This is a genomic window from Nonomuraea sp. NPDC049028, from assembly GCF_043197735.1.
In the GTDB taxonomy this organism is placed as follows: domain Bacteria; phylum Actinomycetota; class Actinomycetes; order Streptosporangiales; family Streptosporangiaceae; genus Nonomuraea.
Map to the genome: position 1 here is coordinate 88,553 of NZ_JBICTR010000015.1, position 13,649 is coordinate 102,201.

A 13,649-nucleotide genomic window follows, 5' to 3' on the forward strand; every position below is an offset into this window, starting at 1 on the left:
CGGAAACCCGGGTTTCGCCGCCCAGAACGGCCACAGCCGCTACGTGCGGGGGGCGAGATCCGCGGATGGCCTTCGCCACCGCGAGGCGTGGCCCGGACACGCCGCACGGCACCTCATGAATGGCCTTCCCCCTGGTAGCGGAAGTGCGCGAAGCGGACGACGCCTTGCCCGCGCCGTGACCTGCGTCCCGGCTCCCGCCGACGACGACGCAGCTGGGATCGGGATTGAACCCGGGAATCAACGGGTTGGGAAGCCGGCTCATCGAGTCAGTCCTCGATCGCCCGCAGGCGGATCGCGTGGAAGGGGCGGCCGGGCAGCGGCAGCGCGAATTCTCCTTCGTAGCTGCCGGGTAGTTCGGTGATGGTCATGTTCCAGGTGTCGAGGATGTCGGCCCGGTAGCGGGGCCCCGGGCGCAGTGAGAAGGTCCGCCGGCGGGGCTGCATGTGGCCGAGGTAGGCGAGGTAATAGCGGCCTTCGACACCACCGACCGGGACGTCGAAGTCGGCCGGCAAGGGATCGATGCCGGCGACGTCGGACGGCAACTCGTCGAGGACGGCCCGCAGGAACCGGATGCGGGGCGTGCTCTCACCCTTGAGAGCCCCGCCCTTGGCCCACCACAGAACGTCGTCGTCGGCCAGGAAGCACTCGCCGTGCGTGACGTAGCCGCCGCGTACCACGCCTTCCCAGCAACGGCGCACCATCTCCTGCGGCATGAGGTTGCCCCAGCCCCATTCGATGTCGCCCTCATAGCCGCACTCGTCGACCACCACGGGCTTGCGCCAGCGGGTGCGCCATTCGGCGGTGTCGTCCGGCGCCCGTTGAATGCTGGCGTGGGTGACCCAGGACGCGTCGTTGTCCCAGAGCTCTACCCAGTTGTGCACGCTGAGCAGATGGCCGTGCGGATCGTGCTCGCCGATCACGGCGGCGAAGCGGTGCCAGTCGGTGACGTCTTTGGCCCACATGAGGTCGTACTCGTTGGCCAGCGACCACCACACGTTCGGATAGGCCGCCAGGCGGGACACCACATAGCGCAGATAGCGGTCGTCGGCCGCGGCGCCCATGTCGGAGAACCCCCAGCGGTCGTAGGGGTGGAAGAGGATGAGGTCTGCCTGGATGCCGAGCGCGCCGAGCTGCGCGATGCGCCGCTCGAGATGGCGGAAGTAGCCGGGATTGGGACGCTGGAAGTCCCAGCCGTCATCGAGCGAGCCCTCGAAGGGGTAGCGCGGCGGCTCATTGGTGCTGTGGACGAACGACTTGGGGAAGACGCACATGCGGATCTTGTTGAACGGGCTGCTCCTGAGGGTCTGGAGGGTCTGTTCCTCCAGTTCGTCGCCCTGATGGGTCCAGGCGTAGGCGGTGGTGCCCACGGGGAGGTAGCGGGTGCCGTCGGCGTGGCGGAAGTGGTGGGTCCGGTGCGCGTGGACCGGACCGTGATCGCCGCTGTCAGCCGGCCCGCAGCGGAACTCCCCCGCGATCGCGTCCAGGGAACGGGCGTTGCTGAACGTCTGGAACGTCCAGTCGCCTTCCTCGTCGGGCAGGAACCGGATGCGGTAGACCCCGTCGCCGTCGTAGAAACCATGTGCCGCGAGGCTGCGCTCGCCGAGGCGGAATTCGGCCCGCAGGGTGACCTCGGTGAACGGGTTGCCGTGTGCCGGGCCGTGCAGTTCCAGCTCGAACGTCCGCCATTGGGTGGCGCCCTCCTGCCGCAGAAGCCGGGCGCTGCCGATGGGCACATCCGCGGACTCGTAATCCAAGGATGGAACGGCCGGCGCCTCGGCAGGGGGCGGCGGCTGGTGAGCCGTTTCCGCGACCGTGGCCAGTTCGGCGTAGAAGGCCTCCTTGGCCGCGGGATTGGTCCGTATCCCGGCCACGATGCCGGTGACCTGCTCCAGCGTGCCATGCATGCACTGCACGCTCATGTCGCGCTGGAGGCCGGGCAGGTGTTTGCGGACCACGTCCGCGGCCCGCTCGTCGCGCAGCACGTCGCCGAGGATGGATGAAGGACCGTAGGGCATTACCAACTCCTGTGAACAATGGCGTGTGGGCGGGCACGCTCTGTGGTCAGCGGGCCCGCGCGACATCGATGGGACGCGTCGAAGTGAGCGGTGACCCCAGCTGATCGCCTCGATGCAGCGAAGATGACGCTCAAGCGGCCGTCGCGCTGCCTGCCGGGAGGTCCGCCGTTCAGCGTGTGCATCGATCGACACCGAGGCTAGGAACCTCGTTGAAACGAGTCAAGGGACCCCTGCGGACCAGTGGTCACAATTCAGCAACGCGCGGAGTTAGCAGCAGGTTTCGCCGCACCGTCCACCCACATAATGGGGAGGGCGACTCGTACCCGATCGGCGATTTGCCTTCCAGGTGGAAAGTTAGAGTCATGACCGAGAGCATGCCCACGATGAGCGCCCGCGCCTCGGCGACGCGAGCCGTCATCCTCCGCGCGGCCTTCGACAGCTTCGCCGAACGCGGTTTCGCCGCCTCCTCCCTCCGGGAGATCGCCCAGCGGGCCGGGATCACCCACACCGGCTTGCGCCACTACTTCAAGGGCAAGGACGAGTTGCTGCGTGCCCTCATCGAGCGGCAGGACACTGAGACAGAGCGACGAGGGTCGCCCGAACCCGATGACCGGACGAGTGGCCCCGACGCGCTCGTCGCGCTCCTGCACAGGGCAGCCGACGAGTGGCGGCGTTCGCCCGAGTTCGCGCTACTCCGTACCGAATCAGCAGTGGCCGCTTCTCGGCCCGACCACCCTTCACACGACTACTTCAGCAACCGCTACCGGCGTGTCCGCGAGCGCCTGCGCAACGACTTCCTGGAGTGCGCGGAGGTGGGGACCCTCCGAGAGGGGGTCGATCCGGAACGGGCGGCGGCCCTCTGGCTCGCGGTGCAGGACGGGCTGATGGTCCAATGGCTTCTGGACCCGGAGTTCGACATCAAGGGTCCGATCGAAGAGTTCGTCCGCGCGCTCTTCGCCGAGCCCGCTGCCACGCAGGCCCAGGATGGGCCGGCGTATTCGAGCAGGCAGGACCCGGTACACGACCGCAGCAGCGTCTCGCCGCACGACGTGGCGAGCGCCGGCGGCGGTGTGTCCGCGGAGACCTCACGTAGCCAACGTCCCGAGTCGTGGGGACGCGGGCCCACCGACGACCAGGCCGTGCGCCGCGCGACGATTCAGGACGTCGCCCGCAAGGCGGGCGTGTCCCCCTCCGCGGTGAGCAAGGTGCTCCGCGACGCCTACGGCGTGAGCCCGCAGATGCGCGCCCGTGTGAGTTCCGCCATCGAAGAGCTCGGCTATCGGCCGAACGCCGGAGCGCGTGGCATGCGCGGCAGGTCGTACACCGTCGGTGTCACGCTGACGGCGATCTCCTCGCCCTTCCAGCCCGAACTCGTCGAGGGGTTGACGGGCAAGTTTGGGACGACCCCCTTTCAGCCGATCATCGTCAACGCCGGCAGCGACCCCGGATTGCAGCGGCGAAGCATCGAGGCGCTGCTGGACCGCCAGGTCGATGGACTCGTCCTCATCTCACCGTTCATGGACCCCGAGTGGCTCGAGGACCTCGGAAAGAGGGTGCCGACGGTGGTCGTCGCCCGGCACGGCGGTTCGACGAGCTACGACACGGTCGTCGACGACGAGGACGAAGGCACCCGGCTCATGGTCGAGCACCTCGTCGACCTCGGACACGAACGGATCGTGCACATCGGCCAGTCCTCATGGGGCCTGGAGCGACCGTTCGTGGTGTCCAACACGCTGCGCTCCGACGGGTACACGCAAGCGATGCGGCGGCTTGACCTGGAGCCCGACGTCATCGTCACCTCCCACACCGAGCAGGGCGGCTACGAAGCGGCGGTCGAGGCGCTCGCTCGTCCCACTCCCCCCACCGCGATCTTCGCAGGTGCCGACATCGCCGCTCTCGGCGTCCTGCGGGCCGCGGAGGAGCGGGGGCTCCGTGTGCCGGAGGACCTCACGGTCGTCGGGTACGACAACATCTACATGTCCACGATCGGGCGAATCTCCCTCACGACGATCGACCAGTCCGCGCAGACCACTGGCGCGGACAGCGCGCGGCTCCTCCTCGAACGGCTCGCCGGCCGAGTCGAGCCGGTGCACCACGTGATCAGCCCGCGGCTCGTCGTACGCGGCACGAGCGCCCCGCCGCCAGAGCGGGACCGCACCTGACGGCACCGCGGGAACGCCGACCGGCGCGACCAGGCCCAGCTCTGCTCTGACCGCTCAATCACTGAGGAGCCCACATGCCGACAGCCACCCCCTGGTGGACGAACGAGCTCGCCTTCGAGGCGGCCCGCGAGCACGTCAACCCCTATCGCGACCTCGACGTACAGGTGGTCTTCACCGGGCCGGGCGACGTCCAGGTGCGGCGGCCCGCCTTCTGGGACGGTGGACGGACCTGGCGGGTACGCTTCGCCCCGACGGCCCCGGGCCGCTGGAGCTACCGCACGACGTGCGGCGACACCTCGGACCACGGGCTGCACCACAGAACGGGGGAGCTGGAATGCCGGCTCGAGGAGACGGACCGGCCGATCTACCGCCACGGCTTCCTGCGCAGGGGACCGGATGGACGCTTCCTCGCACACGCTGATGGCACGCCCTTCTTCTGGCTCGGAGACACTCACTGGCAGCTGATGTGCGAGCGGTGGGACGAGGCCAACAAGCCTGGTTGGAGCTCGCAGTTCCGGGACACGGTCGACCTGCGGGTGAGGCAGGGTTTCACGGTTTATCAGACGAACCTGATGGTGACCGACAAAGCAGACTCAGACTGGGCAGGCACGGCGTCGTATTGGCTGGAGGGCCGGGAGTTCGAGGACATCGACGTCGACTACTTCAAGACGGCTGTGGACCCGCGGCTCGCCTACATCGCCGAGCGAGGACTCGTCAACGCCCTCGGGCTCGGGTGGTACTCCGTCATCGACCGTCACCTCGAAGGAGTCCAGCGGTTCGCCCGCTACGTGGTGGCGCGTTACGGCTCCTACCCCGTGGTGTGGACGCTCGGCGGCGAGGTCGCCGGCTACGAGCCCGAGCTGCGTCAAGACCGGATCGACGCGTGGCGGGAGGTGGCTCTGACGATCCGCGCGGCCGACGGCTACTGTCACCCGATCACCGCCCACGCCACGGCGGAGCGGCCGATCGTCCCCTACTACCAGGACGAGGACTGGCTCGACCTGACGCTCAACCAGCACGCGCACGGGGACTTCGACCTGTCCACGGACCACTACCGCGCCCACCTGGCCACGCATCCCGGCCGGCCTCTGGTGGAGGGCGAGAGCCTGTACGAAGGACTGCTCACGGTCGAGCGCGCCGGGCGGCGCCCCGTCACGGACACCATGGTCCGCCAGGTCGCCTACCGGGCCATGCAGTCGGGATGCTGCGGTTACACCTATGGCGCGCAGGGCTGCTGGAACGCGGCCTGGGAGCCGGGTGAGCGGGCGAGCATGTGGGGCGACATGCCTTGGCGTGAGGGAGTCGATCTCCCGGGCGCCGAGCAGCTCGGCCACCTCCGCCGCTTCTATGAGGAGGTCGGCTGGTCACGCCTGCGTCCGGACCCTTGCTGCTTCCGTGCGACGTACATCCATAACAACCACATGTACGCACCCTCTGTGTCCGCCGACGAGGACATGACCACCGTTGTGGCCCACTTCGGGGAGACCTACCGCATGGAAGGCCGCGCCGATTTCGTTGGTCTGCGGGCGGTGCCGTACAGGTTGGACTGGTTCGACCCACGCGAGGGGCACTGGCGCGTCGAAGAGGAACGGGCAGAGCCCGTAGGCGGGACGCTGGCCGTCCCGGCGAAGCCGGACGGCCGGGACTGGCTCCTCGTCGCTCGCTCCGAGGACGATCGGTCCTCACAGGAATGAGCGTGCAACGTTGCACGCCAGGCCATGAGGCAGCGGGGCAGGAAGCAGCTTCAGACGTCTCGGCCCGGCCGTTACGACCGGGGCGGCGGCGCGCTCGTGTGGCGGGCCATCAGGCGCGGCGCCACGACGTAGTTGACGGGTTGTGTGCGGCCGTCGAGTCGTTCCAGAAGAAGTCTCGCGCTGCTCGCGCCGGTGAGGTTGCCCGACTGATCGATGGTGGTGAGAGAGATGCGGCCGATCGTCGTGACGTAGATGTTGTCGTAGCCCGTCACCGTGAGGTCCTCCGGCACTCGGATACCGCGCTCCTCCGCCGCGCGTAGCACGCCGAGCGCGGCGATGTCCGCGCCGGCGAAGATGGCGGTCGGCGGAGTGGGGCCGGCGAGCGCTTCGGCGGCTGCCCGATAGCCGCCCTCTTCCGAGTATGTGCTCTCGATGACGTACGGTTCGAGCCCGTGCCGGCGCATGGCCTTGACGTAGCCCTGGCAGCGCGCCGTGTGGGAAAGGATGAAGGGTTCCGGCAGGTCCTGCGACGGTGCGCTGATGTGCGCGATGCTCCGGTGACCGAGAGCCACGAGGTGATCGACCATGAGACGCGCGCCCGCATGGTCGTCGTCCACGACCGTGTCGTAGACGGAGGTGTGGCCGTGGCGCGCGATCACCACGGTGGGCAGTCTCGACGCGAGCTGCTCCAGCCAGGCCTGACTCGTCCACGGCTGGATCAGGATGAGCCCGTCGACCTGCCGATCGACGAGAGCCTCGATGCTGCGCTGATGGCGCTCGGGCGTGGTGCCGCCGGCGATGAGGATCTCCTGGAACGGGCTGGTCTCGAGCTCGCCGGTGATCCCTTGGACGATCTCCGGCTGGAACGGAGAGGTGAGCTCGGTGAGCATGACCCCGATCGTGTACGAGCGCCCCCGCATGCCCCGCGCGCCCGCGTGGGGTCGGTACCCCAGCTTCTCGATCGCCGCGGTGACCTTCTCCCGCATCTCGGGGCTGACGCCGTAGGCGTCGCGCACCACCTTCGAGACGGCCGACATCGAGACGTCCGCCTCACGCGCGACGTCATGAATCGTCACGCGATGCGGGTCGGAGGACGGCGGCGCGGAACCACCTCGTGCCCGGCGCCGCGCCGTCTGTCCGGCACCTGAACCAGGGCCCGGATCGGCCTTGTCGTTCCCCTGAGCAGTGTCGGCCGCGCCGTTGTCCACACGGGCAAGAGTATCGGATCTGTGTAGACCGTTGCCTAAACGACCCAGAAGGTCCTTGACGGGGCTTAAATCGCCTCTATACGCTGCCGTGTCGAACGTTGCACATGATCCGGATTCCCCTTCCGAGCGCCACGGCGTCGCGCCCATCCGCCCCGGCACCTTCCGGTGAACCCTGAAGGCGCGCGTACCGCGACATGATCCTCACTCATCGCACCAGGAAGTGACATGAGGCCCCCTGCGACAACCCTTCGTGTCGAGCACCTCGACGAGACGCTCGGCATCCGCGTCACCCAACCTCGGCTGTCATGGCGGCCGCCCGCGGGCGCCGCCGAACAGAGCGCCTATCGGATCCGGACGAGCAACGGCTGGGACAGCGGCCGGATCTCCTCTGCCCAAAGCGTCCTGGTGCCCTACGCCGGACCGCCGTTGCGCTCGGCCGAACAGGTGGAATGGCAGGTCAAGGTATGGACCGACACCGGCGAGAGTGAGTGGTCGGCGCCGGCCGCCTTTGAGATGGGGCTGCTCGCCGCCGCCGACTGGCAGGCCGAATGGATCATCCCCGGTGAGAGCCCCGGCGGCCCGCCCGGCGAGCGGCCCGCGACCTTGCTGCGGTGGGAGTTCGAGGTGGCCGCACCCATCGTCTCGGCCCGCTTGTACGGCACGGCGCACGGCATCTACGAGGGCTTTCTCAACGGCGAACGGATCGGGGACGCCGAACTCGCGCCGGGTTTCACCCAGTACCGCACCCGGCTGCAGGTGCAGACCTACGACATCACGGCCGCTGTCCAGCCGGGCCGCAACGCGCTCGGCGTCATCCTGGCCGATGGCTGGTACCGCGGCCTCATCGGCTACTTCCGCGTGGCCGATCAATGGGGTGAGCGGCCGGCCCTGCTGACGCAACTGCACCTGACCCATACCGACGGCACGGTGACGGTGCTCGGCACCGGGCCGGGGTGGCGCGGCGCGCACGGCCACGTGGTGGCCGCCGACCTGACCGCCGGGGAGCGGTGGGATCTGCGCCGTCTGCCGCGCGGCTGGTCACGGGCGGGATTCGACGACTCGGCATGGCTACCGGTCACGACCGTCCCGCGCGGCCTCGATGAGCTGGTCGGCTCCCCCGCGCCGCCCGTGCGGCGGGTGCAGGAGCTGACGCCGGTGTCGGTACGACGGCTGGATGAGCACCGGCAGGTCGTCGACCTGGGGCAGAACATCAACGGCTGGGTCCGGCTGGCCGAGCTCGGCCCGATGGGGACGACGATCCGCCTGGTCCACGGCGAGTCACTCGACGCCTCGGGCGACGTGACGACCGACCACCTGCGCCCGTGGGTGCCCGGCGTCGCGGAGCCGTTGCCGGCCGGGCAGATCGACGAGGTGATCTCGGCCGGTGTCCCCGGTGACGTCTTCGAGCCACGCCGCACGACCCACGGATTCCAGTACGTCCGGATCGAAGGCCACCCTGAGGACCTGACGCCGCAGGATGTCACCGGCGTCGTGGTGCACACCGATCTGCGGCGCACGGGCTGGTTCTCCTGCAGCGACGAGCGGATCAACCGGCTGCACGAGGCGGTGGTGTGGAGCCTGCGCGGCAACGCGTGCGACATCCCGACCGACTGCCCGCAGCGCGAGCGCGCCGGCTGGACCGGGGACTGGCAGCTGTTCGTGCCCACCGCCGCGTTCCTGTTCGACGTGGCCGGATTCTCCACCAAATGGCTGCGCGACCTGGCCGCCGACCAGTGGCCCGACGGGACCGTCACCAACATCGTTCCCTGCTCTCCGCATGACGCGCAGGGCAGCGTGGCCGCCCACCTCCACGGATCGGCCGGGTGGGGCGACGCCGCCGTGATCGTGCCGTGGGAGCTGTATCGGGCCTACGGCGACGCCCGGATCCTGGCCGAAGCGTGGCCGAGCGTCGTGGCGTGGCTGAACCGTACCGAACACCTCGCCCGCACCCGGCGGCACCCCTCGCGAACGGCCGTTCCCGCGCCCCATGAGGAATATCTATGGGATACGGGCGCACACTGGGGCGAATGGTGCGCGCCCGGCGAACACCTCGACATCGCCGACCTTGCCCGGCTCGACCACGGAGCCCTGGCCACCGCCTTCTACGCGTACAGCTCTGGGCTGGCGGCGCGGATCGCCGAGGTGCTCGGCCGGAGGCAGGAGGCGGAGCGGTATCGCGATCTGAGCGAGAAGGTCCGCGCCGCGTGGCAGGCCGAGTACGCCGGCGGGCCGCTGACGCAGGCCGATCACGTGCGCGCCCTGGCCTTCGATCTCGTCGACGATGCCCTGCGGCCCCCTGTGGCGGCACGGCTGGCCGAGCTCGTACGCGAGGCGGGCACACACCTGGGCACCGGGTTCCTGGCGACACCGTACCTGCTGCCGGTGCTGGCCGACACCGGTCACCTCGATCTCGCCTACGAACTGCTGACGCAGGACACCGAGCCGTCCTGGCTCCTGATGATCGACCGGGGTGCGACCACCGTCTGGGAGCACTGGGACGGCATCTCCTCGGACGGGGAGGCCACCGCGTCGCTGAACCACTACTCCAAGGGCGCGGTCGTCTCGTTCCTGCACAGCTACGTGGCCGGACTTGAGCTGCTCGAACCGGGCTACCGGCGCTTCCTGGTACGACCTCGCCCCGGCGGCGGCCTGACCTGGGCCGAGGCGGTCCACGAGTCGCCGTACGGGCGGATCGAGGCCGGGTGGCGGATCGACGACGGCGCTCTTCACCTACGCCTGGCCGTGCCCGCCGGAACCGAGGCCACCGTCGTCCTGCCCAGCGGCCGTCACGAGAGCGCCGGTCCGGGCACCCACACCTTCATCGGCATCATCGACTGAGGAACCGACAGTGACGAACTATTGGGATACCGGCTTGCCGGCCGATGACCGAGCCGAGTTGTTGCTGAGGGAGATGACCCTGGAGGAGAAGTGCGGCCAGCTCACCTCGGTCATGCCGTGGTCCCTGGTCCGCGCGGACGGCTCAGCCGCGGAGGGCGCCGAGGAGCTGCTGGTGAATCCGCCGGGTCATGTCGCCCAGCTGATCGTCGACGACCCCGCTCAACTGGCCCGCCTGGTGGGAACGATCCAGCATCGGTTCGTGACGGGGACCAGGCTCGGCATTCCGGCGCTGCTCCATGCCGAGGCGCTGAACGGGTTCCTCGCGGGCGGTCACATGATCTTCCCGACCGCCATCGGGCTCGCCGCCACCTGGAGCCCTGAGCTGGTGGAGGAGATGACGGACCTCATCCGCCGCCAGATGCGCCGCACAGGGCTGCCGCATGCGCTGTCACCGGTGATGGACGTCGCGCTCGATCCCCGGTGGGGCCGGGTGCACGAGACCTACGGCGAGGATCCGTACCTGGCGGCCGCGTTCAGCGTCGCCTTCACCCGCGGTCTGCAGGGCGCCGACCTCGCCGAAGGCGTGGTCGCCACGGGCAAGCACTTCCTCGGCTATGCCGTCACGGCGGGCGGGCGCAACCAGTCGGCGTTCGAGGCGGGTTCCCGGCAGACCCGGGACCTGTTTGCCTACCCCTTCGAGGCGGCGATCCAGATCGCCGGCCTGAAGTCGGTGATGAACGGCTACGCCGACATCGACGGCGTCCCGGCGGGCATCTCCCGGGAGACGCTCACCGGCCTGCTGCGCGGGACACTCGGCTTCGACGGTTTCGTGTCGGCCGACTACGCGACCCTCGAACAAGTGGTCACCCGGCAACGGGCCGCGTCGACCCCCGGCGAGGCGGGCCGGCTGGCGATCACCGCCGGGCTGGACGTCGAGTTCCCGACACCGTTCGCCTACGGGTCCGCGCTCGTCGCGGAGGTGGAAGAGGGGCGGCTCGACGTGCGCGACGTCGACGCCTGCGTACGGCGGGTGCTGCGGGCCAAGTTCGAGCTCGGGTTGTTCGAGAACCCGTATCCGCAGGAGCACATCGACATCACCGCCGTGGCGCGCGAGGGCGAGACGCTGTCGCAGCGGCTCGCCCGCCGGTCGGTGGTGCTCGCCAAGAACGACGGCATCCTGCCCCTGCCTCAGGAGGGGCCGACCGTAGCGGTCATCGGCCCGCACGCCGACGCCGTGATCCGGCAGTTCGCCGCCTACACCTATCCGGCGTGGCGGGAGGCGGTCAACGGCCTGGAGCTCGGCGAACACGGCACCATGGCGGGCGCCGAGGAGATCAAATCATCATGGTTCGACAGGCTGTTCTCACCGGTGAACGTGGCGGCCCTGGCCCGCGACCGTTATGGAGCCCGTCCGCTCGCCGAGGAGATCGCCGCATTCGCCGGCGACGTGCTGACCGAGCCGGGCTGCACGATGACCCGGCCACTGGGGCAGGAGGCGGTGGAGCGGGCCGTGGAAGCCGCCCGCGGAGCCGATGTCGTGGTGCTCGCCCTGGGCGGCGCGAGTCTGTGGTTCACCGGTGAACGCACCGAGGGAGAGGACAGCGACTCCGCCGACATCTCGCTGCCTGCCGCTCAGGCCCGGCTCGCCGAGGCGGTGGCCGCCACCGGCAAGCCACTCGTGGTGGTGCTCGTCCAGGGGCGGGCCTACGCGCTGCCCGAGGTGGTACGCGACGCCGCCGCGATCGTGGTGAGCACCTTCGGCGGGCCGTACGGGGCCAAGGCGGTGGCCGAGGTGCTCTTCGGCGCCGTCAATCCCAGTGGCAAGCTGCCCTACAGCGTCCCCCGCCACAGCGGCCAGATCCCGGTCCATCACCACCAGAAGGCAGGCACCGGCTACCGCAGCCCGCTCCCGGCCCACATCCCCCGGCACTACCTGGACATGGAGGCCACGCCGCTGTACGCCTTCGGCCACGGTCTGAGCTACACCGACTTCACACTCACCGACCTGGCATGCGATCCCGAGGTGGACACGACCGGCACGGCAGACATCAGCGCCACCGTCACCAACACCGGAGCGCTCGCCGGAGCGCTCGCCGGAGCCACGGTCGTCCAGCTCTACCTGCGGATCAACACCTCGGGCGTCACGCGCCCGGCGCAGCAGCTCGCCGGATTCCACCGCGTCGAACTCGCCCCCGGCCAGTCCTGCCGCCTCACCTTCCACGTCTCGGCCGCCCAGCTCGGCTGCACCAACCTGGCCCACGACTTCGCCGTCGAACCCGCCACCGTCGAGGTCTTCCTCGGCTTCGACTCCGACGACCGCGCGCTGACCGGATCGTTCGAGCTGATCGGCAAGCCCCGCGTGCTCACCAGCAGCGAGCGCGCCTTCCTGTCCGAGACCACGACCGCAAAGGAATCCGCATGTCGCGAGTACTGTTCGGCGCCGCCTACTACCCCGAATACCACCCCGCCGAACTGCTGAAGACCGACCTTGACCTGATGGCCGAGGCGCGCTTCTCCGTCATCCGGGTCGGCGAATCCGTCTGGTCCACCTGGGAGCCGGACGACGGCCACTTCAACCTGGACTGGCTGCAACCGACGCTGGACGGCGCGCACGAGCGCGGCATCGGCGTCATCCTCGGCACGCCCACCTACGCCGCGCCGCCATGGCTGGCCCGCCTCTACCCGGAGATCGCCGGCGAGGCGGCGACCGGGCAGCGTATGAGCTGGGGTGCGCGCCAGGAAATGGACTTCACCCACGCGGCGTTCGCTTCCACGCCGAGCGCGTCATCCGCAAGGTCGTCGAGCGCTATGCCGATCACCCAGCCGTCATCGGTTACCAGGTCGACAACGAGCCGGGCCTGCACCTGCTGCACAACCACGGCGTCTTCCAGCGCTTCGTGAACCGGCTGCGCGAACAGTACGGCGACGTGCGGAGGCTGAACGAGGAGTGGGGCCTGGTCTACTGGTCGCACCGGCTGTCGGACTGGGCCGATCTGTGGACGCCGGACGGCAACACCCAACCGCAGTACGAGCAGGCCTGGCGGCGTTTCCAGGTCGACCAGGTCACCGAGTTCATCGCCTGGCAGGCCGAGATCGTCGGGGAGTACAGCCGCCCCGGTCAGTTCGTCACCACCTGCGTCGCCTACGATCGGCCCGCCGTCGCCGACGACGACCTGACCCGGCGGCTCGACGTCGCCACCGGCAACCCGTACTACGGGATGCAGGACGCTCTCGCCCTGCCGGCACAGCGGGGCGGCGGCCAGAACTGGGCGAGCCAGGACACGTGGGCGTTCTACCGAGCGGCCGACAGGATGTACTCCTCCCGCCAGGAGCCGTTCCTCGTCACCGAGACCAACGCCCAAGCCATCGGCCCGTCCTGGGTCAACCAGCCCGGATACGACGGGCAGTGGCGCCAGGCCGCATGGGCGCTCGTCGCCCGTGGCGCGTCCATGGTCGAGTACTGGCATTGGCGGACGCTGGTGTTCGGCAGTGAAACCTACTGGGGCGGCGTGCTGCCCCACAGCGGGCGGCCCGGCCGCACCTATCGGGAGATCGCCCGCATCGGCGTCGAGCTGGAGCGGGCCGGCGACCTGGTGGCGAATCTGACGCCGGACGCGGACGTCGCGATGCTGTACTCCCACCTACGTCGGCACCATCCCGAACCCTGCCCTGGGCGAGAGCCTGTTCCGCTGGCTGCTGCCGGATGCCGGACCCTGGGGGCCGCTGCCGACC

General features: G+C 69.6%; 6 protein-coding genes and 1 pseudogene. 5 read left to right on the plus strand and 2 right to left on the minus strand.

Annotation, left to right across the window (positions count from 1 at the left end; genetic code table 11):
• Positions 1 to 266 precede the first annotated feature (266 nt).
• Positions 267 to 2,015, minus strand: coding sequence for a DUF5605 domain-containing protein (locus ACGFJ2_RS47990; protein WP_393480069.1), 1,749 nt, complete (start codon positions 2,013 to 2,015; stop codon positions 267 to 269).
• Between the two features lie 362 nt (positions 2,016 to 2,377).
• Here ACGFJ2_RS47990 and ACGFJ2_RS47995 point away from each other — a divergent pair, with 362 nt between their 5' ends.
• Together ACGFJ2_RS47995 and ACGFJ2_RS48000 are read left to right on the plus strand one after the other, a co-directional pair.
• Positions 2,378 to 4,177, plus strand: coding sequence for a substrate-binding domain-containing protein (locus ACGFJ2_RS47995; RefSeq protein ID WP_393480071.1), 1,800 nt, complete (start codon positions 2,378 to 2,380; stop codon positions 4,175 to 4,177).
• A 74-nt stretch (positions 4,178 to 4,251) separates the two neighbouring features.
• Positions 4,252 to 5,871, plus strand: coding sequence for a DUF4038 domain-containing protein (locus ACGFJ2_RS48000; RefSeq protein WP_393480074.1), 1,620 nt, complete (start codon positions 4,252 to 4,254; stop codon positions 5,869 to 5,871).
• Between the two features lie 71 nt (positions 5,872 to 5,942).
• On the opposite strand, the gene ACGFJ2_RS48005 is transcribed toward ACGFJ2_RS48000, so the two are convergent.
• A complete protein-coding gene (locus ACGFJ2_RS48005; protein WP_357952962.1) occupies positions 5,943 to 6,947 on the minus strand; it encodes a LacI family DNA-binding transcriptional regulator in 1,005 nt (334 codons plus the stop codon).
• A gap of 357 nt (positions 6,948 to 7,304) precedes the next feature.
• On the opposite strand from ACGFJ2_RS48005, the gene ACGFJ2_RS48010 reads away from it, so the two are divergent.
• The 3 genes and pseudogenes from ACGFJ2_RS48010 to ACGFJ2_RS48020 form a co-directional block, all read left to right on the plus strand.
• A complete protein-coding gene (locus tag ACGFJ2_RS48010; RefSeq protein ID WP_393480078.1) occupies positions 7,305 to 9,917 on the plus strand; it encodes a glycoside hydrolase family 78 protein in 2,613 nt (870 codons plus the stop codon).
• Positions 9,918 to 9,951: 34 nt separating this feature from the next.
• Positions 9,952 to 12,396, plus strand: coding sequence for a glycoside hydrolase family 3 N-terminal domain-containing protein (locus tag ACGFJ2_RS48015; protein WP_393480081.1), 2,445 nt, complete (start codon positions 9,952 to 9,954; stop codon positions 12,394 to 12,396).
• A gap of 17 nt (positions 12,397 to 12,413) precedes the next feature.
• Positions 12,414 to 13,438: pseudogene (locus tag ACGFJ2_RS48020) on the plus strand (beta-galactosidase); the annotation flags it as partial.
• Between the last annotated feature and the right edge of the window lie 211 nt (positions 13,439 to 13,649).